The 19,021-nt window shown below is 52.0% G+C and carries 21 protein-coding genes; 15 read left to right on the top strand and 6 right to left on the bottom strand.

Annotation, left to right across the window (positions count from 1 at the left end; all coding sequences use genetic code 11):
* Positions 1 to 27: 27 nt before the first annotated feature.
* Together A0W33_RS11265 and A0W33_RS11260 are read right to left on the bottom strand one after the other, a co-directional pair.
* Positions 28 to 1,269 carry a GlmU family protein gene (locus A0W33_RS11265; RefSeq protein ID WP_068838232.1) on the bottom strand — a complete coding sequence of 414 codons (1,242 nt, stop codon included), beginning with the start codon at positions 1,267 to 1,269 and terminating at the stop codon, positions 28 to 30.
* A 76-nt stretch (positions 1,270 to 1,345) separates the two neighbouring features.
* Positions 1,346 to 1,591 carry a type B 50S ribosomal protein L31 gene (locus A0W33_RS11260; RefSeq protein WP_068838231.1) on the bottom strand — a complete coding sequence of 82 codons (246 nt, stop codon included), beginning with the start codon at positions 1,589 to 1,591 and terminating at the stop codon, positions 1,346 to 1,348.
* Between the two features lie 59 nt (positions 1,592 to 1,650).
* On the opposite strand from A0W33_RS11260, the gene A0W33_RS21250 reads away from it, so the two are divergent.
* The 7 genes from A0W33_RS21250 to secDF all read left to right on the top strand — a co-directional run bounded on the left by A0W33_RS21250 (position 1,651) and on the right by secDF (position 7,947).
* Positions 1,651 to 1,785 carry a hypothetical protein gene (locus A0W33_RS21250; RefSeq protein WP_262502124.1) on the top strand — a complete coding sequence of 45 codons (135 nt, stop codon included), beginning with the start codon at positions 1,651 to 1,653 and terminating at the stop codon, positions 1,783 to 1,785.
* Entirely contained in the window at positions 1,782 to 2,294 is a 513-nt protein-coding gene (locus tag A0W33_RS11255) for a phosphoribosyltransferase family protein (RefSeq protein ID WP_068838230.1), read from the top strand. The genes A0W33_RS21250 and A0W33_RS11255 overlap by 4 nt, the downstream gene beginning before the upstream one ends.
* A 92-nt stretch (positions 2,295 to 2,386) precedes the next feature.
* On the top strand, positions 2,387 to 2,965 hold the full coding sequence (locus A0W33_RS11250) for a non-canonical purine NTP diphosphatase (protein WP_068838229.1): 579 nt from the start codon (positions 2,387 to 2,389) through the stop codon (positions 2,963 to 2,965).
* An 85-nt stretch (positions 2,966 to 3,050) separates the two neighbouring features.
* Positions 3,051 to 3,671, top strand: a complete 621-nt coding sequence (locus A0W33_RS11245; RefSeq protein WP_068838228.1) for a uridine kinase family protein — start codon at positions 3,051 to 3,053, stop codon at positions 3,669 to 3,671.
* Entirely contained in the window at positions 3,668 to 4,360 is a 693-nt protein-coding gene (locus A0W33_RS11240) for a potassium channel family protein (protein WP_068838227.1), read from the top strand. The genes A0W33_RS11245 and A0W33_RS11240 overlap by 4 nt, the downstream gene beginning before the upstream one ends.
* A gap of 44 nt (positions 4,361 to 4,404) precedes the next feature.
* Positions 4,405 to 4,773, top strand: coding sequence for an RNA methyltransferase (locus A0W33_RS11235; RefSeq protein ID WP_229802150.1), 369 nt, complete (start codon positions 4,405 to 4,407; stop codon positions 4,771 to 4,773).
* Between the two features lie 174 nt (positions 4,774 to 4,947).
* The gene (secDF, locus tag A0W33_RS11230) at positions 4,948 to 7,947 is read left to right on the top strand and encodes a protein translocase subunit SecDF (RefSeq protein WP_068838225.1); all 3,000 of its coding nucleotides are present in this window, start codon (positions 4,948 to 4,950) and stop codon (positions 7,945 to 7,947) included.
* 498 nt (positions 7,948 to 8,445) lie between these two features.
* Here the strand turns inward: secDF and A0W33_RS11225 are convergent, their stop codons facing one another.
* The gene (locus A0W33_RS11225) at positions 8,446 to 9,060 is read right to left on the bottom strand and encodes a NifU family protein (protein ID WP_068838224.1); all 615 of its coding nucleotides are present in this window, start codon (positions 9,058 to 9,060) and stop codon (positions 8,446 to 8,448) included.
* A gap of 437 nt (positions 9,061 to 9,497) precedes the next feature.
* Between A0W33_RS11225 and A0W33_RS20920 the strand changes: the two genes are divergently transcribed.
* The 5 genes from A0W33_RS20920 to A0W33_RS11205 all read left to right on the top strand — a co-directional run bounded on the left by A0W33_RS20920 (position 9,498) and on the right by A0W33_RS11205 (position 13,051).
* Positions 9,498 to 9,647 (top strand): hypothetical protein, encoded by a 150-nt coding sequence (locus A0W33_RS20920; RefSeq protein WP_157578028.1) that lies wholly within the window; start codon positions 9,498 to 9,500, stop codon positions 9,645 to 9,647.
* A 190-nt stretch (positions 9,648 to 9,837) separates the two neighbouring features.
* Positions 9,838 to 11,223 carry a sodium:proton antiporter gene (locus tag A0W33_RS11220; protein WP_068838223.1) on the top strand — a complete coding sequence of 462 codons (1,386 nt, stop codon included), beginning with the start codon at positions 9,838 to 9,840 and terminating at the stop codon, positions 11,221 to 11,223.
* 201 nt (positions 11,224 to 11,424) lie between these two features.
* Complete coding sequence (locus A0W33_RS11215; protein WP_082815202.1) at positions 11,425 to 12,024, top strand: carboxypeptidase-like regulatory domain-containing protein; 600 nt, start codon at positions 11,425 to 11,427, stop codon at positions 12,022 to 12,024.
* 39 nt (positions 12,025 to 12,063) lie between these two features.
* Positions 12,064 to 12,246 carry a hypothetical protein gene (locus A0W33_RS11210; protein ID WP_068838221.1) on the top strand — a complete coding sequence of 61 codons (183 nt, stop codon included), beginning with the start codon at positions 12,064 to 12,066 and terminating at the stop codon, positions 12,244 to 12,246.
* 127 nt (positions 12,247 to 12,373) lie between these two features.
* Positions 12,374 to 13,051, top strand: a complete 678-nt coding sequence (locus tag A0W33_RS11205) for an ATP-binding cassette domain-containing protein (RefSeq protein ID WP_068838220.1) — start codon at positions 12,374 to 12,376, stop codon at positions 13,049 to 13,051.
* Between the two features lie 24 nt (positions 13,052 to 13,075).
* On the opposite strand, the gene aroC is transcribed toward A0W33_RS11205, so the two are convergent.
* Both aroC and A0W33_RS11195 read right to left on the bottom strand, forming a co-directional pair.
* Positions 13,076 to 14,155 carry a chorismate synthase gene (aroC, locus tag A0W33_RS11200; RefSeq protein ID WP_068838219.1) on the bottom strand — a complete coding sequence of 360 codons (1,080 nt, stop codon included), beginning with the start codon at positions 14,153 to 14,155 and terminating at the stop codon, positions 13,076 to 13,078.
* A 2-nt stretch (positions 14,156 to 14,157) separates the two neighbouring features.
* Positions 14,158 to 15,600 carry a BatD family protein gene (locus A0W33_RS11195; protein WP_068838218.1) on the bottom strand — a complete coding sequence of 481 codons (1,443 nt, stop codon included), beginning with the start codon at positions 15,598 to 15,600 and terminating at the stop codon, positions 14,158 to 14,160.
* 309 nt (positions 15,601 to 15,909) lie between these two features.
* Between A0W33_RS11195 and A0W33_RS11190 the strand changes: the two genes are divergently transcribed.
* The 3 genes from A0W33_RS11190 to A0W33_RS11180 all read left to right on the top strand — a co-directional run bounded on the left by A0W33_RS11190 (position 15,910) and on the right by A0W33_RS11180 (position 17,830).
* A complete protein-coding gene (locus A0W33_RS11190) occupies positions 15,910 to 16,641 on the top strand; it encodes a ferritin-like domain-containing protein (protein WP_068838217.1) in 732 nt (243 codons plus the stop codon).
* Positions 16,642 to 16,661: 20 nt separating this feature from the next.
* Positions 16,662 to 17,462 carry a ferritin-like domain-containing protein gene (locus A0W33_RS11185; protein WP_068838216.1) on the top strand — a complete coding sequence of 267 codons (801 nt, stop codon included), beginning with the start codon at positions 16,662 to 16,664 and terminating at the stop codon, positions 17,460 to 17,462.
* Positions 17,463 to 17,638: 176 nt separating this feature from the next.
* Positions 17,639 to 17,830: a hypothetical protein gene (locus A0W33_RS11180; protein WP_068840075.1), complete on the top strand. Its 192-nt coding sequence runs from the start codon at positions 17,639 to 17,641 to the stop codon at positions 17,828 to 17,830.
* Between the two features lies 1 nt (position 17,831).
* On the opposite strand, the gene queG is transcribed toward A0W33_RS11180, so the two are convergent.
* Complete coding sequence (gene queG, locus A0W33_RS11175; RefSeq protein WP_068838215.1) at positions 17,832 to 18,776, bottom strand: tRNA epoxyqueuosine(34) reductase QueG; 945 nt, start codon at positions 18,774 to 18,776, stop codon at positions 17,832 to 17,834.
* Between the last annotated feature and the right edge of the window lie 245 nt (positions 18,777 to 19,021).

Genomic DNA, 19,021 nt, shown 5'->3' with positions numbered 1-19,021 from the left:
TGTTAATCATGAATTAGAAATGATGAATTATGAATTAGAGACCGTTGTTTCCGGCTTCGCTTCTTCCGTTTTCTTGTCCCACACGCGGTACTGCTTGGTTTCTTCGAAGATGTGGGCAAGTATGCTTTTCTCTACCTCGTCGAACTGCAGCTTGCGGCGGGCCATTACTTTCTCGGCCACTTCCACCACTTTGCGCATCTGGAACGTCTCGAAGCCTGCTGCGCCACCCCAGCTAAACGAAGGTATAAAATTACGCGGGAAACCGGCCCCGAATATATTGGCGCTCACACCCACCACCGTGCCTGTATTGAACATGGTGTTGATGCCGCACTTGCTGTGGTCGCCCATGATGAGGCCGCAGAACTGCTGTCCGGTGTTTTTGAAACCGCCTTTGGCGTAGTTCCAGATCTTCACCTCGGCGTAGTTGTTTTTGAGGTTGGAGGTGTTGGTGTCTGCGCCCAGGTTGCACCACTCGCCCAGCACCGAGTTGCCCAGGTAGCCTTCGTGGCCTTTGTTGCTGTATCCAAAAATTACGGAGGCCGCTACCTCGCCACCCACTTTTGAGTAGGGGCCCACGGTCACGTCGCCGCGCATCTTGGCGCCCATGTTCACGTGGCTCTCCTCGCATAGCGCAAACGGCCCGCGAATAAGCGACCCCTCCTGCACCTGCGCATTCTTGCCAATGTAGATGGGTCCGTTCTCCGCATTCAGCACCGCGGCACGTATCTGCGCGCCCTCTTCTATAAAGATATTCTCCTCGTTGTATACAATCGTATGCTTATCGCCGATGGGCTGGCTCTGGCGGCCGTTGGTCAGCAGCTTAAAATCGCTCCGGATCTGATCACCGTTCTGCAGGAAAATATCCCACACATCGTTGATGAGGATGCAGCTTCCGTATTCCTGCCGTCCCGAGGCACTGTGGCCCGTAAGGCTATCGATGTCTTGCAGTTCCAGGTTATCCCCGTTCAGGGCGATCAGCGTGCTGTTGTGGTACAGCGCCTCCCCCTCCTTCAGCGCGCGGATAGCAGCAACAAGGCCTTCATCAGGGCACACGGCCCCGTTGATGTACAGGTTGTGCGTTCCGAAGACAAGCGGATACTTCTGCTGCAGGTAAGGCTGTGTGAGGCAGGAAACTGATGCGCCCATGTATTGGGCCCATTTTTCGGCGATGGTCAATATACCCACACGCATCTGGCCTACAGGCCGGGTAAACGTAAGCGGCAACAGGTTCTGCCGCTGGGCAGGGGCATCGAAGAGAATAATGTTCATAGCGCAAAAATAAAAAAGTCTTCCCGAAATAATTCAGGAAGACTCTCTTTAAAACGTTTTAACCGGAATAAACCGCTTATTTCTTGGTGTAACGCTTGTTGAATTTTTCAACACGTCCAGCAGTATCCACAAAGATATTTTTACCTGTGTAGAATGGGTGGGATGCAGAAGAAACTTCTACTTTAATCACAGGGTATTCTTTACCGTCTTCCCAAGTGATTGTTTCATCAGAAGACATGGTAGAACGCGTGATAAATTTAAAATCACTTGTCATATCCTGGAAAACCACCTGTCTGTATTCTGGGTGAATGCCTTTTTTCATTATCGTAAACGTTATTTAACCTTAATTTCTATATCGGACTGCAAATTTAAGAAGTTTATTTGAAAGAAATAGATTACATGGCAAAATATTTTGCACAAGTGCCAAAAGGCATGGCTGCTGCGATTAGTTTCTTAGATTTGCTTGGCGGCTTCGGGGCGGAGCCGCCTGTAACCAGCTCATTTAAACACCTATGACAGCAGAACCCGCACAGAACCTGATACTGGACCGCGACCAGATTACGCAGAAGGTTATTCGTATGGCTTACGAGGTATACGAGCGCAACTTTGAGGAGCAGGAAGTGGTGCTGGCAGGCATCCACCACAACGGCTATACGCTGGCCGAGATGCTGGCAGGCCACCTGCAGAACATCTCCCCTATTACGGTGCACCTGCTGCGCGTTAGCCTGAACAAAGACACGCCGCTGGAGGAACCCATTGATTTGCATCCGGATGACATGAACCTCGAGAACATGTCGGTGGTACTGGTGGACGACGTGCTGTACACAGGAAAAACGCTGGCCTATACGTTAAATTCCTTCCTGACGCTAAACCCGAAGAAAGTGGAGATTGCCACACTGGTAGACCGCCATCACCCACGCTACCCCATCGCCTCCACCTACACCGGCTACTCGCTTGCGACTACCATCAATGAGCGCATCGATGTTATACTTGAGGGGGAGCAGTTCGGGGCGTATCTGCATTAGAAAACAGATTATTAGCAAGAAGATAACGCGTATACCTGGAAGAGACGGTTCGAAGAAACTTCCTATACTTTCACGAGCAACGAAAAACGAACATGAAGAAGCTTTGCTTTGCCACAAATAACAAGCACAAGATTGCGGAAGTAAGCCAGATGCTCGACGGGCAGTATGAACTGCTGAGCCTGGAGGACATTGGCTGCCACGTGGAGCTGCCCGAAGAGCAGGACACGCTGGAGGGCAATTCGCACCAGAAAGCGGCTTATGTGTGGGATAATTTTGCCGTAAGCTGCTTTGCCGACGATACCGGGCTGGAGGTAGAGGCGCTGGACGGCGCACCAGGCGTATACTCTGCCCGCTATGCCGGCCCACAGCGATCAGACACCGACAACATTCAGAAGCTGCTGCAAAGTCTGGAGGGGCAGGCAAACCGCCGCGCCCGTTTCCGCACAAGTATAACGCTCATCTTAGAGGGGAAGGAGCACCAGTTCGAGGGCATCGTAACAGGAAGTATAGCCGAAGACTGGAAAGGCGACAAAGGCTTTGGCTACGACCCGGTGTTTGTGCCCGATGACCACGACCGGACCTTTGCCCAGATGCGTCCCGAAGAGAAAAACGCCATCAGCCACCGGGGGCGTGCGGTACAGCAACTTGTTGGCTTTCTGAAGGCGCTTTAGCCGGCAGGCAAGTATAAAATTGCGATTCGCGTGTGGCCTTTACAGGCTAATGTGTTAATTTTATGACCTGAAACTATAGCTCCCCATGCAAAAGCCATACATCGTCGGAATTACAGGAGGTAGTGCTTCAGGAAAAACCACTTTTTTGAATAAGCTGCTCACATCGTTTTCACCTGAGAACGTTTGCCTCATCTCTCAGGACAACTATTACAAAGCGCGCGAGCACCAGGTAAAAGACGCTAATGGCGTCGTTAACTTCGACCTACCTTCCTGCATTGATGACGAGGCCTACGCCCACGACCTCTTGAAGATCAGCCGAGGCGAAACCGTTTACCGCACCGAGTACACCTTCAATAATCCCAACGTTATCCCGAAGCAGCTTGAGTTCAGGCCGGCGCCCATTGTGGTGGTGGAGGGTATTTTCGTGTTTTACTTTGAGGAGATCGCCAAACTGCTGGACCTGAAAGTGTACATCGACGCTAAGGAGTACATAAAGCTGCAGCGCCGCATTGTGCGCGACAAAGTAGAGCGGGGCTATGACCTGGATGATGTCCTGTACCGCTACACTAACCACGTGGCGCCCACCTACGAAAAGTACATTAAGCCGTACAAAAACGACGCAGATGTGATTATCCCCAACAACGCCCATTTCGAGCGTGGCCTGGAGGTGCTAACCACCTTCCTTAATACCAAAATAAACGTATGACGAACAAGTTTGCTGTAATCGGGCTGGGTATATTTGGTAACTCCATCGCCCGCACGCTGGCAGAGCGCGGCGCCGAGGTACTGGCCATCGACAACGATGAGGACCACGTAGAATCCATAAAAGACGAGGTAGCCTACGCCGTGGCCCTTGACGCGACTGACATACGTGCCCTCGAGGCACAGAACATTCAGGACATGGAAGCGGTGATCGTGGCCATTGGCGAGGATTTTGAAGCCGTACTTATCACTACAGCAAACCTGCAGGAACTGAACGTAAAGCGCGTAATCACGCGCGCCTCCAACACACAGCAGCGCCGCATTCTGCAGAAGATGGGGGTGCAGGAGATCCTGTCGCCGGAGGGTGAGGTTGGCAAAACGGTGGCCGAGCGCCTCCTGCAGCCAAACATCCGCACCTTCCTGCCCCTGCCCGACGATTACGAGATCGTGGAGATCAACGCACCCCGCAATATCGCCAACCGCAGCGTGGCCAAAATATCGCTCCGCGAGAAGTATAACCTCAACCTGATTACCATCCGGCGCTTTTTTGAGGAGATCGTGGATGGCAAGCCGATGCAGGTGGAGCACATCATCGGCGTTCCCAAAGCCGACACCATCATCTATCCGTCAGATATCCTGCTGCTTATCGGTAAGAAGTATGATGTGAAGCGATTTATCGAGATTAACCGCTAAGGATTTCTTTTTTAAGAGAAAAGATATCATATTTGTGGCTATACATGCCAAAAGCACCTAACATATCCCTTCACTTCAGGCATCTTCTGATGTCGGTAACCCTGCTGTGGGCGCTTATGCTCAACGGGCAGGAAGTGGTGGCGTATACTTCGGTGGCAGGCCATGCACAGGAAACCGGCACCACGCTGGCTTCGCATGCCGAGCAGAAAACGGTCATCAAGCAAAAGGTATCGCTGGAGGGAACCACCTCTTTTGTGGCCCTGAACCTGCAGCAGGACATTGCGCCGCTGCCGCAGCAACCAGGCTTTGCCCGCCCTACCGACATGGTTTTGCCGGCTTATACCACGGTACCCCCGGGAGCAGGCTTTATTGCAACGCTTTTCCCTATCACTATTCAGCCAAACGCCCCCTAGGCTGCCTCCCTCCTGTTTCCCCCTCCCTTTACTAAGTTTATTTAGCGCTGATGCCATCAACAGGCTATCAACGGAACGCATACAGGCATTCTATTGGTTTGCATTGTAAGGTGTTACGGGAGACTTTATTGCAGTATTCAAGATTTCATCAATACATACTTTCTATAACTAACAATGCGTAACAAAACATTTATTATCGTGCTAACGGTGATAGTTTCGGCGCTGTGCCTTTACTATCTATCGTTCTCGTTCGTTGCCGGCAACGTGCAGGACAAAGCAGAAGCCTACGCCACAGATGCCCAGGGCAATGTGGACATGGCCAAAAAGCAGGCTTACCTCGACTCCATGTGGAAAGAGCCCGTGTACCTGGGCATGACCTACCAGGAAGTAAAGGAAAACGAACTGGGCCTGGGCCTCGACCTGAAAGGCGGTATGCACGTGGTGCTGGAGGTTTCTCCTGTCGAGATCATCAAGTCCATGTCTGGCAACAGCAAAGACCCGAACTTCCTGAAGGCGCTGGACCGCGCGCAGGAACTGCAGAAGAACAGCCAGCAGCGTTTCACCACGCTTTTCGCAGAGGCCTTTAACGAGATTGCCCCGAACGACCGCCTGAGCCGCATCTTCTCCAACACCGCGAACCGTGGCAAGATCAGCTACGAGTCGACCAACAGCGAGGTAGTGGCGGTGATTGAAGCCGAGGTGGAAGACGCCATCGACCGCTCATTCAACATCCTGCGTACCCGTATCGACCGTTTCGGTGTAAACCAGCCAAACATTCAGCGCCTGAAAGGCACTGGCCGCATCCAGATTGAGCTTCCGGGCATCGACAACCCAGACCGCGTGCGCAAGCTGTTGCAGGGCATGGCTAACCTGGAGTTCTGGGAAGTATGGACACCACAGGAATTTACGCCATACTTTATGCAGGTAGGCCAGTATCTGGACGAGCAGCAGAAAGCAGGAAAACTGAACATAGCCGCTAACAAGACAAATGCAACTCCAGCCGCTGCCGGTAACAATGCCACTGTGGCAGACGCTACCCAAGACGTGCTGGCGCAGGCTGCCGCTAACGATACAGCCGCAACGGACTCTACCGCAATCGCAGCTACTACAACCGACACAGCTGCCCTTGCTACCGCTGACACTTCTTTAACAACACCACAGGGTGGCGTACTAGCTACGCTTTTCACTCAGATGCCCGGCGGTATCGGTGCCAACGTGCGCGACACAGCCCGCATCAACGACCTGTTCAGCCAGCCAGGTGTGCGTGGCATTCTGCCTCCTAACATGAAGTTCCTTTGGGGTGTGAAGCCTTTGGCAGGTGAAAAAGGACAGGAGTTTGTTGAATTCTACGCCATCAAGAAAGGCCGTGCCGGAAACGCGCCAATGACAGGCGAGGCCATCAACGATGCCCGCCAGGACTTTGACCAGACAGGCCGTCCTGAGATCAGTATGACCATGAACCCGACAGGTGCCAAGAAATGGGCGCGTCTGACAGGTGACAACGTGGGCCGCCAGGTGGCGATTGTGCTTGACGACTATGTATACTCTGCCCCGGTAGTACAGGGCGAGATTACAGGCGGTAACTCTTCTATCTCCGGTAACTTCACCGTAGAGGAAGCGCAAGACCTTGCCAACATCCTGAAAGCAGGTAAAATGCCAGCTCCAACGCGTATCGTGGAAGAGGCTATCGTTGGTCCGTCATTGGGCCAGGAGGCTATCAACCAGGGTTTGATCTCTACCATTGCCGGTTTCGTGATCGTGGTTCTTTTCATGATCGCTTACTACAGCCGCGGTGGTATCATTGCTGACCTTGCCCTGTTGTTCAACGTGTTCTTTATACTTGGCGTACTGGCCCAGTTTGGTGCTGCGCTTACGCTGCCTGGCATTGCCGGTATCGTGCTGACACTGGGTATGGCCGTGGATGCGAACGTACTCATATTCGAGCGTATGCGTGAGGAAGCAGCTAAAGGGCTCGGGATGCGTGAGATCATCGATGGTGGTTACAGCAAGGCCTTCAGCTCTATCTTCGATGCCAACGTAACAACTTTCCTGGTAGGCTTTATCCTATACTTCTTCGGTTCAGGCCCTGTGAAAGGCTTCGCCATCACCCTGATGATCGGTATTGTGACATCGTTCTTCACATCGGTGTTCCTTTCCAGATTGTTCATTGAAGCTACCTACAAGAAAGGCGGAAAACTTTCTTTCTCTACCTCACTGGCTGATAAGATGTTCCGCAATGTGACATTCGACGTGATGAAGTACAGAAAGCCAGCTTATGCTTTCTCCCTGTTCATTCTAGTGTTCGGTATCGTGGCCATGTTCATCACAGGTCCTAACCTGGGTGTTGACTTCAAGGGTGGTCGCTCTTATGTAGTTGAGTTTGATCAGGCTGTTCCGGCTTCTGAAGTACGCTCCAGCCTTTTGGATGAATTCCAGCAGGCAGGCACAGAGGTGAAAACGTTTGGCGCATCGAACCGCGTGAAAATCATTACCAGCTGGATGGCCGACAACGAGAGCCTCGAAGCAGATGAGCAGGTAATGGCGGCACTGCAGCAGGGCTTGCAGCAATACAGCAACCTGACACCGGAAGTGCTAAGCTCCTCTAAAGTAGGCGCCACCATGGCCGACGACATACAGAACACGGCTTTGATCGCGATTCTGCTGGCGCTGGTGGGTATCTTCCTTTACGTGATGCTGCGTTTCAGCAGATGGCAGTTTAGCTTGGGCGGTGTAGTTGCCCTCCTGCACGACGCCCTGATGATCATCGCGGTGTTCTCTATCCTGAACCTGTTCGGTATCTCCTACGAAATGGATCAGGTGTTTATCGCAGCCGTTCTGACTATCATTGGTTTCTCGATTAACGATACCGTGGTAATTTTTGACCGTGTGCGTGAATACCTGCACGATAACCCACGCAAGGACATCAGAGAGGTGGTAAACCCAGCCCTGATCAGCACTTTCAGCCGTACGATTATCACGTCACTAACACTGTTTATGGTGGTAGTGATCCTGTTCATCTTCGGCGGTGAGGTGCTACGCAGCTTCTCGCTGGCTATGATCATCGGTGTGATGTTCGGTACGTACTCTTCCCTGTTTATTGCTACGCCAATTGTAGTGGATACAATGAAGGACAAGCGTCAGCAGCCAGAACCACAGGTACAGCAGGTGCGCTAAGCATCAGCAAGTATAAAAACAGAAAGCCCGGGGCACATGCTCCGGGCTTTTTTGTTGCTTGCTGGTTTATATGTGGATGAACCCACCCCTAGCCCCTCCGAGGAGGGGAATTCTCTTCTGCTATACTTATACTTATCTTATGCTTGCAGCCAAGCCACTGCCGCGAATCTTCAGATTCGTGACGTAGGGTGAAGGTGGAGTCTCCGACTCCACTGGCCCGCAGGGACAAATGCAGCGGCCAGCAAGTATAAGCAGGCTATTCCCGGAAACGATATTGTCATCCCGACGACAGGAGAGACCTTCTGCACGTCCCGGATAAATCTCCCATTGCATTCGAGATGACAGCGCAGGAATTTTAATAGCTTATCAAGTTGATAAGTCGGCATCTAACCGGCAGTGTACAACATTTGCAGTCCGGCGCAAACCACTGCAAAGCAAAAGGGCCAGCCTCTGTGTGAGGCTGGCCCTTTTGCTTTATACTTTATACTTCCGGCTGAATTAGATCGTCACGCCGTCGGCTACTACTTCTTTTACTTCCGGCACCATGCGCTTCAGCAGGTTCTCGATACCGGCCTTCAGGGTTACCGTGGCAGAAGGGCATCCGCTGCAGGAGCCTTGCAGGTGCACGGTTACCACGCCGTCATTATAAGACTTGAATGTGATGTTACCACCATCCTGCTCTACCGCCGGGCGAACATAGTTGTCCAGCAGGTCAGTTACTTTTTTAGCGATCTCTGCGTCTTCTGCCGATGTCTCACCGTTTGCAGCAGGGGCGTCTACCCTGGCAGCAGAGAAACCTTCGTTAAAGATGGGGCCACCCGCCTCTACATATGACTTCAGGAACGTGCGCAGTTCCGGGATCAGCTTTACCCACTCCAGGTCAGCCGTGCTCTTGGTTACCGTTACAAAGTTGCTGGCAATGAACACGCGCGACACGTAGTCGAAGTTGAAGAGCTCCTGCGCCAACGGCGACTCCATAGCGCTCTCCAGGTTTGGATAATCCACGCTCTGGCCCTCGGGCAGCAGTTGCTGGTTCATCACAAATTTCATTGACTCTGGGTTCGGGTTAGCCTCTGCATACACAGAAACCATTTTTTCTTTATTTTCTATCATGAGATTGCTCTGTTTAAGATTAAAACCAGTGGTTATATCTGAAAGTTTCCAAAATTACTCATTATTTCCGAAAAGCAGAACAGGCTGCATAGCCGTGTAATTAAAGTAAAAGGCACATCGCGACAAAACCACCTGTATACCTGCACACATTGCAAAAACTGCACCACCCCCCAACGCCCCTGACGGAATGGCACAGGTGGTCTTGTTCAGAGACAACAGCAACATGCTGCCTCTAAGTATAAAAACACAGAAATTGAATAGCGGCAGCACACACTCTCCGTATTTATACTTCCGGCACTAAATAAATTGTACTGATTTTAAGGTCAATGTGCCCCCTGTACCAGATTTTGGTAGACGTTCTTTTATTTTTCTACGTAATTAGACCAGAGGCAGAAACTGCTTTTTGCACTATAGTTTAATTTTGAAATTCTGAAATCATGAAAGAAGAAGATAAAGAAGAGGTGCTTACAGGTAACACGGGGGAGCAGGGGCCGGCTAACGGCAGCAGCGATGCCGACGTGGTTCGGGACGAAAACATACCCGTCATTCTCATCGACACCACTCCCCAACAGGAAGAGCAACAATAAGCTTATACTTTAAACCTTTAAAAAGCAAAAGAGGAAGGCAGACACGCGCTTCCTCTTTTGCTTTTTAAAGGACGGGAAGGCTTACCACCCCCTGATGCCTTCCCGCCGCACTAGCTATTTTAGCCAGAAACCGTATCTTTGCGCTGCAACTAAATTCCGAGCCCTGACTTACACAGAACTCAATTAGACCATGCTAAACAACTTCATTCTGTTGGCGCAGGCCCAACACGCGTTACCGCTCTTCCTGATTATACCTTTCCTGCTTTTGATAGGCATGATAGCCGCCGGTCCGATCCTGTTCGGCCACTTCTGGGAGAAAAACTACAAACCTGTAGCCATCACCCTGGGCCTGACAGTACTGGCCTATTACCTGTTTGTGTTGCAGGACTACCACATGCCTGTCCATACTTTTTTTGAATACGCCTCTTTTGCCATACTTCTAAGTTCGCTTTACATTGCGGCGGGCGGTATTTACATCAACATCAACGCCAATGCAACGCCTGCCATGAACGTGGCCCTGGTGGCGGTTGGCGCTGTGCTTGCTAACCTGGTGGGTACAACCGGTGCCTCGCTGCTGCTGATACGCCCGTTCATCCGGCTCAACGTGCACCGCATCAAGCCTTACCAGATCGTGTTCTTCATTTTTATTGTGAGTAATGCGGGTGGTTTGCTTACGCCACTCGGCGATCCTCCCCTTTTCATTGGCTTCCTGAAGGGGGTTCCGTTTTTCTGGACGCTGCAGCACCTGTTTGTGCCGTGGATACTGGCTATCACTTTCCTATGCGTTGTGTTTTACATTGTGGATAGCCGCAACAAAGAAAGCTTTACAGCGCGCCCGGAGGTAGTGGCTAAAAACAGAGAGAAGACAGAATTCTATGTTAGCGGAAAGCGCAACCTGTTCTGGCTGGCTATTATTATCGGCGCCATTTTCCTCGACCCCAACGTAATCGACGGCCTGCCACACATATACTACGACGGCAACAAGTTCTCTTACCTGCGTGAGATCATCCAGCTTTCAGCGGCTTTTGCCTGCTACCGCTTCTCGAGCAAAACGGCACTGGCAGGCAACCAATTCAATTTCCACCCGATCCTGGAGGTGGTGTTCCTGTTCTTTGGTATTTTCTTTACGATGATGCCGGCCCTGCAGCTTTCCGCAGCTATCGCCTCGGCCCCGGAGTACTCCAAGTATATCACGCCAAACTTCCTGTACTGGGCCACCGGCTCACTCTCCGGCTTCCTGGATAACGCGCCAACCTATGCTAACTTCCTGTCGCTGGCCATGGCCAAGTATGATATGGCCCAGAACAGCGTAGTGGAGGTGCGGCAGTTTGCGACCGGCACCGGAGCCAACCCCGAAACGCTGGTGCTGCTGGAAGCCATATCGCTTGCTGCCGTGCTCTTTGGCGCCTTCACCTACATCGGCAACGGCCCCAACTTTATGGTGAAAGCCATTGCCGAGAGCGCAGGTATCAAGATGCCGTCTTTCTTCGGGTACGTGTTCCGTTACGCCATCCCGTTCCTGCTGCCAGTGCTTGCCCTGATCTGGTACCTGGTGATAGAGCTGAAACTATTCTAAAACTATATTCTTCAACACAGAAGCGCCGCCTTTGCTTAGCAGAGGCGGCGCTTCTGTTTTACAGCTATACTTACCGCCCACAGTTTGCCGCGCAAACAGGTTAGTTGCTTTACATTTTATACTTCAGTATATATGAATTAGTATATTTTTACGTTGACATAACGGCTAGCGCCACCGCACCCCTTACACCCGCACCACGCTATGAAAAACGTACCTGCTCTCCACTGCCATCCGTTCTGGCTGCTAGCCCTACTTTGGATGCTATCGCTTCAGGCGGCTGCACAGGAAAACCCACAGGTCCTCCAGCTTTCAGGCATGGTAACGGCAGGCGACAGCGCCACAGGTCTGGCTGGTGTGGCTGTGTTTGTGCCGCACACCACACGGGGCACCTTCACAAACCAATACGGCTACTTTTCCATGCCCGTACTGCCCCGCGACAGTGTGGTGGTGAGTTCGCTGGGCTACAGCAGGCAGTACATCCTCGTCCCGACGGCGATACAGGGTTATAACTTCTCAGCCAACATCGTACTGCAGGAAAAAGCCACAGAGTTACCCACCGTTGATGTGATGCCCTGGGCTACAGAACGTGATCTCCGGACAGCCATTTCCAAGGTAAAGCTTGCTAAGGAGCCCGAGCTGAAAGTAGACCTAGGACCTTTATACTACCGCTCCATTCTGGAGGGACCAAGTATGGATGCCGGTGCCAACGCCAATTACTGCATACAGCAGTCGCTCCGGGGGCAGCAAAGGCGCTACACGGTGCCAAGCGATATAAAACTATTTGGCGCTCCCATCAGGTAAAGCCAATATTTATTATCTTCAGCAGTACAACCCGAGCTCATGCAAAAACTCAGACTGCGCCTGCACTACTATAAGGTTCTCCAGACCTTTAACCTGCCGTTTTCCCTGCTTGCGGCTTTAACGGGACTGGCTTTTCAGCAGCATGTAGCCATTCGGATGATCAATGCCTTTAGCCTGAGCCTGCTCACGGGGGGCTTTCTGATTGCCTTATACTTGTTCTAAACACGGCACAGCAACCAGTATTTTTTTTACCACAACATGGGCCTGAGCAAGGTAAACCTTATCGGTAGCGCATACCTTGCCAATGTGGCCATTGTCCTGCTGTTGTTCTTGCTAAAGCTGTACCTCTATGCTTAAAAACAAACTTGAGGCAGACAGTATTTTGTACCAGGTGGGCGACCGGCAGTTGCTGTCTGACATCTACCTAAGCTGCGAAACAGGTGAGGTGGTAGGATTGCTCGGAAGAAACGGCTGCGGTAAAACCACGCTGCTACAGATTATCTTTGGAACGAAGCCTACGGTGCACAAGCACATCCGGATGAACGGGCAGGTTTACCCGGAGCCGTACAAGCACCAGCACCTGATCGCCTATTTGCCCCAGCAGCATTTCCTTCCCAACAATATCCGGATCAGCCGGATTATTGATTTATATTTGCTGACGCCGGACAAGCGCCACCATGTAAAGGAGGATGAGCGCCTGCAAAAGCACCTGAACAAACACGCCGATGAGCTTTCGAAAGGAGAACTGCGGTATTTGGAACTGCTGCTTTTGCTGCAGCTGGATGCAAAGTTCCTGTTGCTCGACGAGCCCTTCTCCGGGGTGGAGCCGCTTTACGTGGAGCATATAGAGGAATTGCTACAGGCACACCTGGGCACCAAAGGCTTCATCATAACCGACCACGATTACCGGTCAGTGCTGCGTGCCAGCACCCGCATCATACTTCTTACAGACGGCTTTTGCCGGCCTATAACGCACGAGCAGGAACTTCTCCGGTGGGGCTATGTGCCAGCAGATGCCTTCTCCTGATTAAGCCCGCAACCCCACTTTTAACTACAGCTTGTTTACCCGCTGCCGCAGCAGGAAATCGGCAATCACCAGTGCGGCCATGGCATCCACAATGGGCACCGCGCGCGGCAACACGCAGGGGTCGTGTCGGCCTTTGCCCTGGAGCGTAATTTCCTCACCGGCATCGTTGATGGTGGTTTGGGGCTGCAAAATGGTCGCGACTGGTTTAAAAGCCACGCTAAAGTAAATATCCTGGCCGTTGCTGATGCCACCCTGTATACCGCCAGAGTTGTTGGTGCGGGTGCGCACCTGGCCCTGCGCATCGGTGTAAAACTCATCGTTGTGCTCGGAGCCGCGCATCTTTACGCCTTCAAAACCGCTGCCGTACTCAAAGCCTTTCACTGCATTTACACTTAGCATCGCCTTGCCAAGCTCGGCGTGCAGCTTATCGAAAACAGGCTCTCCCAAACCGGCGGGCACGCCTTTTACCACGCAGCTTACCACGCCACCCACCGTATCGAGGCTGTCGCGGGCTTCCTCCACTACGCCGATCATGCGGGCGGCGATTTTCCCGTCCGGGCAGCGCACCTTGTTAGAATCTATCTTGCTTAGGTCCAGTTTGGAGTAGTGCTTGCGCAGTTTTACCGTACCCACCTGCGATACATAGCTCTGCACCGTAATGCCGTGGTGCAGCAGCAGTTTAGCCGCCAGCGCACCGGCCGCTACCCGAGCCACCGTTTCGCGGGCAGAGCTGCGGCCACCGCCCCGGAAATCGCGCAGGCCATACTTGGCAGTATAAGTATAATCCGCGTGCGAAGGGCGGAAAGCGTGCTCCACATGGCTGTAGTCGTGGCTGTGCTGGTCTTTGTTGTTTACCACAAGGGCAATAGGCGTACCGGTGGTTCTGCCGTCGAATATGCCGGAAAGTATGGTCACCCTGTCCTCCTCCTTGCGGGGGGTGGTGATATCGGACTGGCCGGGGCGGCGACGGTCCAGCGCGTGCTGTATCTCCTCCGGGGAGATTTCCAGGCCGGCCGGGCAGCCGTCTACGGTTACGCCCACTGCCGCACCATGCGACTCGCCAAAGGTTGTGATCCGGAACAGTTTTCCGTAGGAGTTGCTCATAGTTATTTCTTTAGGAAAACAAACGCCGCCACAGCCAGCAGCAGCAGCAAGATTATGTTGGTATAGCGCTTTACCTCGTCAAACTCGTGCAGGCTTACCAGTGTGTTGTCTTCGTTTTCGATGATGTTGTAGAAAGGTCCCAGGTCGCGGGACAGTACCAGTGCATCGCTGTCGCTGGCACCCGTAACCTGTACCTGCAGCGTGGGCCGCAGGGTATCGTAGGAGGCGGTGGTGGGGCTGAAATAGATCCACTCCAGTATCTTGTCCATACGGTAGTCGCCTGGCTCGCGGGGCAGCACGGCGAACGTAAAGCTCTTAGCACCCGATACGCTGCCGTCGCGCTTGGTTACATCCTGGCGCACATCAGCCGGGTAAAACTCCAGCCCGGTTGGTACCCTGGGTTCGGGCGCCATAATGGCGGCAATGTTACCCTCGCCCACCACTTCAAAAGTAAATCGGAAACTCTTATTCACCGGCACGCTCCTCTTCGACAGCCGCTCCCTCAGGGTATAGTCGCCCACGGGCACCACATCGCGCAGCGGGTGGGGCGGCAGTTGCTTCACCAGCACCTCCTTTGGCCGCGAGTAGAAAATTTTGTAGCCCTCCTGCCTGTCTTCCTCCACCAACGATGGATTCTTAGCCACTTTATACTTGATCATCTGGAGTTGCAGCTGCGGAAACCGGAACGGCTCGTTGCTCAGCGGGTACAGCATTGTCTCATAAAGCCTGAACCGCAGGTAGGGCTCCCCGCGCACAAGCACATTTTCAGGTGTGATTTCGGTAAAATCAAATGTTTCTTCCCAAGCATGGGGTTGTTTTATCTGCCGCAGCATAGTGTTCAGCTGGTTGGCGAAATCATGGAAGTCTAGCAGGCGCTGATCAGCCTCGGCCAGGTAAAAGTATAGCACCACGTTTACGCCCTCCCCTACAAACACCTCATCCTTGTTGGTGTAGACCGTCAGGAACGCATTGTCTTCTTTGTCGATAAACTCCACGGACTGCTCCACCTCCTGCTCCTGGTCGGCTTCGGGAGTGATCAGGTCGGGCTGGTTACTGCGCTGCGGCGCATTGGCCTGCAGCGGCGTAACGGTTACCTCCATCCCCTGCGACTGCACCGCCTGCCCGTTCACCTTCATGGAAAAGGGCTTTACCACATACTCCCCCTCCTCCAGTGCCGCATAATTCTGGGTGATGGTGAGGATGGTGGTGGTGCTGCCGCCTGTAACGATGGTTTTGGTAGTAGAGTACTTGTTGCTCTTCTTAAAGCCCTCTATGTCCGGGAAGGGCGTGTACTCCTGCAACTGCTGGTTTTGCAGGCGCACCGAGATGGTGTAGTACTGGTTAAGCGGCAACGGGCTTTTGCCTAACTCAATACTTACCTGCTGCGCCCATGCGGGCACAAGCAGCATAAATACAAGTATAAAAGTAAGGCAGATAGATCGCATGGTTTTGTATTCGTTTTTTCGGCAGTCAGGCCTGAATCTAAGTTTCAAATTTAACACTTTCTGCCATAAAACGCTGAAAGGCGGAATTTAAGTGCGTCAGGCCACTTTCTGCTTCCGCACGACCGCACGATCTCCCCCAGGCAATTGCACCACAACCATGTTGCAACACAGTTAAAAATTGCACTTCCTCTAAATCCAGATGCAAACCCGCTGCCGTAGGTAGTTGGCTTGGGACGAGGTATAGGCTTCATTGTTGGTGACGTCAACCTCTTCTGCAGTAAAATTTATATCACTCAAAAACCAAACTATATGAAAGAACTAGCTAAACCTGAGGAGAATGGCCAGGGTCTAGGACAGCACCTGCTGAGCCCGATGCAGCGCCGATCATTTTTCCGCTACGCCGGAGCCACTGCCGCTGCCGCGACTATATTGCTAACCACCTCGTGCGATGACGACGATGACGATGTAAACCCGCCGATGAACGGTGAGGTAGACCTCGGATCCGGTGATACAGGCGTTTTGAACTATGCCTATGCACTAGAGCAACTGGAAGCCGCTTTCTACACGGAAGTAGTGGCAAAATCAGGCAGCGCACTTTCTGCCGCAGAAATGCAGGTAATGATGGATTTGAAAGCGCATGAAGTCGCGCACCGCGAGTTCTTCAAGGCTGCCCTTGGCAAAAATGCCATTCCAGGCCTGGAGGTGGACTTCAGCGCTGTGAACTTCACAAACAAAAACAGCGTGCTGGAAACAGCCAGAACGTTTGAAGACCTCGGTGTAGCCGCCTATAACGGGGCCGGCAAGCTTTTTACAGACACAGGTGATGGCTTAACCTACCTACTGCTGGCCGGTAAGATTGTATCGGTTGAGGCCCGACACGCCGCTGCTATTCACGACCTGATCAGCAACAACGACAGGGAGTATGGCGAGGCGGTTATTGATGCACAGGGATTGGACAGAGCCATGTCACCTACCGAGGTGCTGACGGCAGCCGCCCCTTTCATCAAAACTAAAATTAACTTCAGCAACTTACCTAAATAAGCAACAGGAGGACAAGAGAAATGAACATATTTAATATAATAAAAGATATAGAGAAGACAGACCCGGAAGTATACCAGCGTCTGGCTTCGCGCCGCGAGGCATTTAGCGGATTGGGCAGCTTCGGCAAAAAAGTGGCGTTGGCCGCTGTGCCACTGGCCATGGGTACCATGTTCAAGAAGGCATACGGACAGTCGACCAGCAGCGTACTGGAAGTATTGAACTTTGCCCTGACACTGGAGTACCTGGAGGCAGAGTTTTACATCCAGGGCCTGAACAGCTCAGCCCTTAACTTCGGTGACACCAGAGACTTTTTCGAGAGCGTACGCGACAATGAAGTAGCGCACGTTGAATTCCTGAAAACAGCCATTCAGGGAGCAGGCGGCACTCCAACCGGTAAGCCAAACTTCGATTTTTCGGCAGGAGGCGCATTCCCTAACTGGAACACTGATCTTCAAACGTTTATGACGTTATCGCAGGCTTTTGAGGATACCGGTGTTCGTGCCTACAAAGGACAGGCTGCTAACTTAGCAGGCAACCCTGCTGTACTGACAGCTGCGCTGCAGATCCATGCTGTGGAGGCACGCCACGCCTCTATTGTGCGTAGAATTCGCGGCCTGAAAGGCTGGATTACGGGCGGACCGGAAGGCGAAATGGTTCCTGCTGCTGCCAACGCAGTATACATGGGCGAAGCCGAGACAATGCAGGCAGGCGTGAACATCGCTGGGTTCAACGGTGTATCCACTGATGCTGCTACAGAGGCATTCGATGAGCCGCTTACGAAGGAGCAGGTAATGAACATTGCAACGCTGTTTATCGCATAGCGAATAACTGTTCATACTACTATAGAAGGCCAGGAACTGCTTGATTGCAACTCCTGGCCTTTTTGTTTTCAAACGTTCTAACACTTAAGCTATTGAGTGATTTTTTATAAATATTCCGACACTTTTAGCTTCATCATCCGTATTAATAAACACATTACCAATTCATGTTTATTGAAATGCTGGAATACGTTAAAACCATTTTATTGAAGGTTAGCTTTGATAAGATGCTGTTTGAAAAAGAATTGCGCAAAGCGTTTAAAGTGCTGGAGCGAGCCGAGCTAAAGCAACTGAGAAACTGGTGCTACGAACAGTTCTCGGGCATGTACCTGCTCATCCTGAACAGGGTGTTTCTGAAACCCAAAGTATAGGCTAGTCCTTTTCAGGGCTATCTTGCACAAACAGAATGTTGCGCAGCAGGCCATTGTAGCCTGTCCGCTTCACGGCTGATTTCCTGAACAGCTGCGAGAAAACTTCGTGCGTCAGCTCCTGCCAATCGCTGGTTTTGAGGTGCTTCAGATCGGGGTGCGGCGCAAAAGCCGGTTCCTGATGCGGTTTGCTGAAACGGTTCCACGGGCACACATCCTGGCAGATATCACAGCCAAACACCCAATTTCCGAATTTCCCGTTCATTTCCTGCGGCAGTTGGTCTTTCAGCTCAATGGTGAAGTAGGAGATGCACTTGCTGCCGTCCACCACATAGGGTTCGGTAATAGCACCTGTCGGGCACGCATCGAGGCAGCGCGTGCAGGAGCCGCAGTAATCTTTTATCGGCCCGTCGTATTCCAGTTCCAGGTTAATGATCAGCTCAGCTATAAAGTAGAAGCTGCCTACCTGCGGCGTGATCAGGTTTGAATTTTTGCCTACCCAGCCCAAGCCGCTTTTCTTTGCCCAGGCCTTATCCAGCACCGGCGCGGAATCCACAAAGCAGCGGCCTCCAACCTCCCCTATCTCTTCGTTGATGTACGCCAGCAGTGTCTTCAGCTTGTCTTTAATCACGAAGTGGTAATCGGTGCCATAGGCATACTTGGATATTTTGTAAGTATCCTCCTCCTGCTGCTGGTTTTCCTTTTCCGGGTAATAATTGAGCAACAGCGACACCACAGATTTGGCCCCATCCACCAGCAGGCGCGGGTCCAGGCGCTTATCGAAGTGGTTTTCCATGTAGTGCATCTGGCCGTGCATGTTCTGGTTGAGCCAGCGCTCCAGCCGTGGCGCCTCCTCCTCCAGAAAATCCGCTTTGGAGATGCCGCAGTACATAAAGCCCAGTTCCTGCGCCTTCTGCTTGATCAGGTATGTATACTTCTCTTTGCTCAATTTATACTTGTAACCGCTGTTTATACTTCAGGAGAAACAAAATTAAGTTAAAATAAATCCAACCCGATGGTTTTAGGGAGATAATGAGGATGTAGTGGGATCAGCAGCAGTAACCAACTTCCTTTCTTGAACTAGGAGAAGTTGGAGCGGTTTGTTACATTATGTTGTAACAGACGCTCGCAGCGAGGTCCTAACAAAAGAAAAGAGCAGGCCACGAAGCCTGCTCTTTAGAAAAAATCACAAAC

It is taken from the genome of Pontibacter akesuensis (assembly GCF_001611675.1).
Taxonomy (GTDB): domain Bacteria; phylum Bacteroidota; class Bacteroidia; order Cytophagales; family Hymenobacteraceae; genus Pontibacter; species Pontibacter akesuensis.
This window is presented reverse-complemented; position numbering and strand designations above follow the sequence as displayed.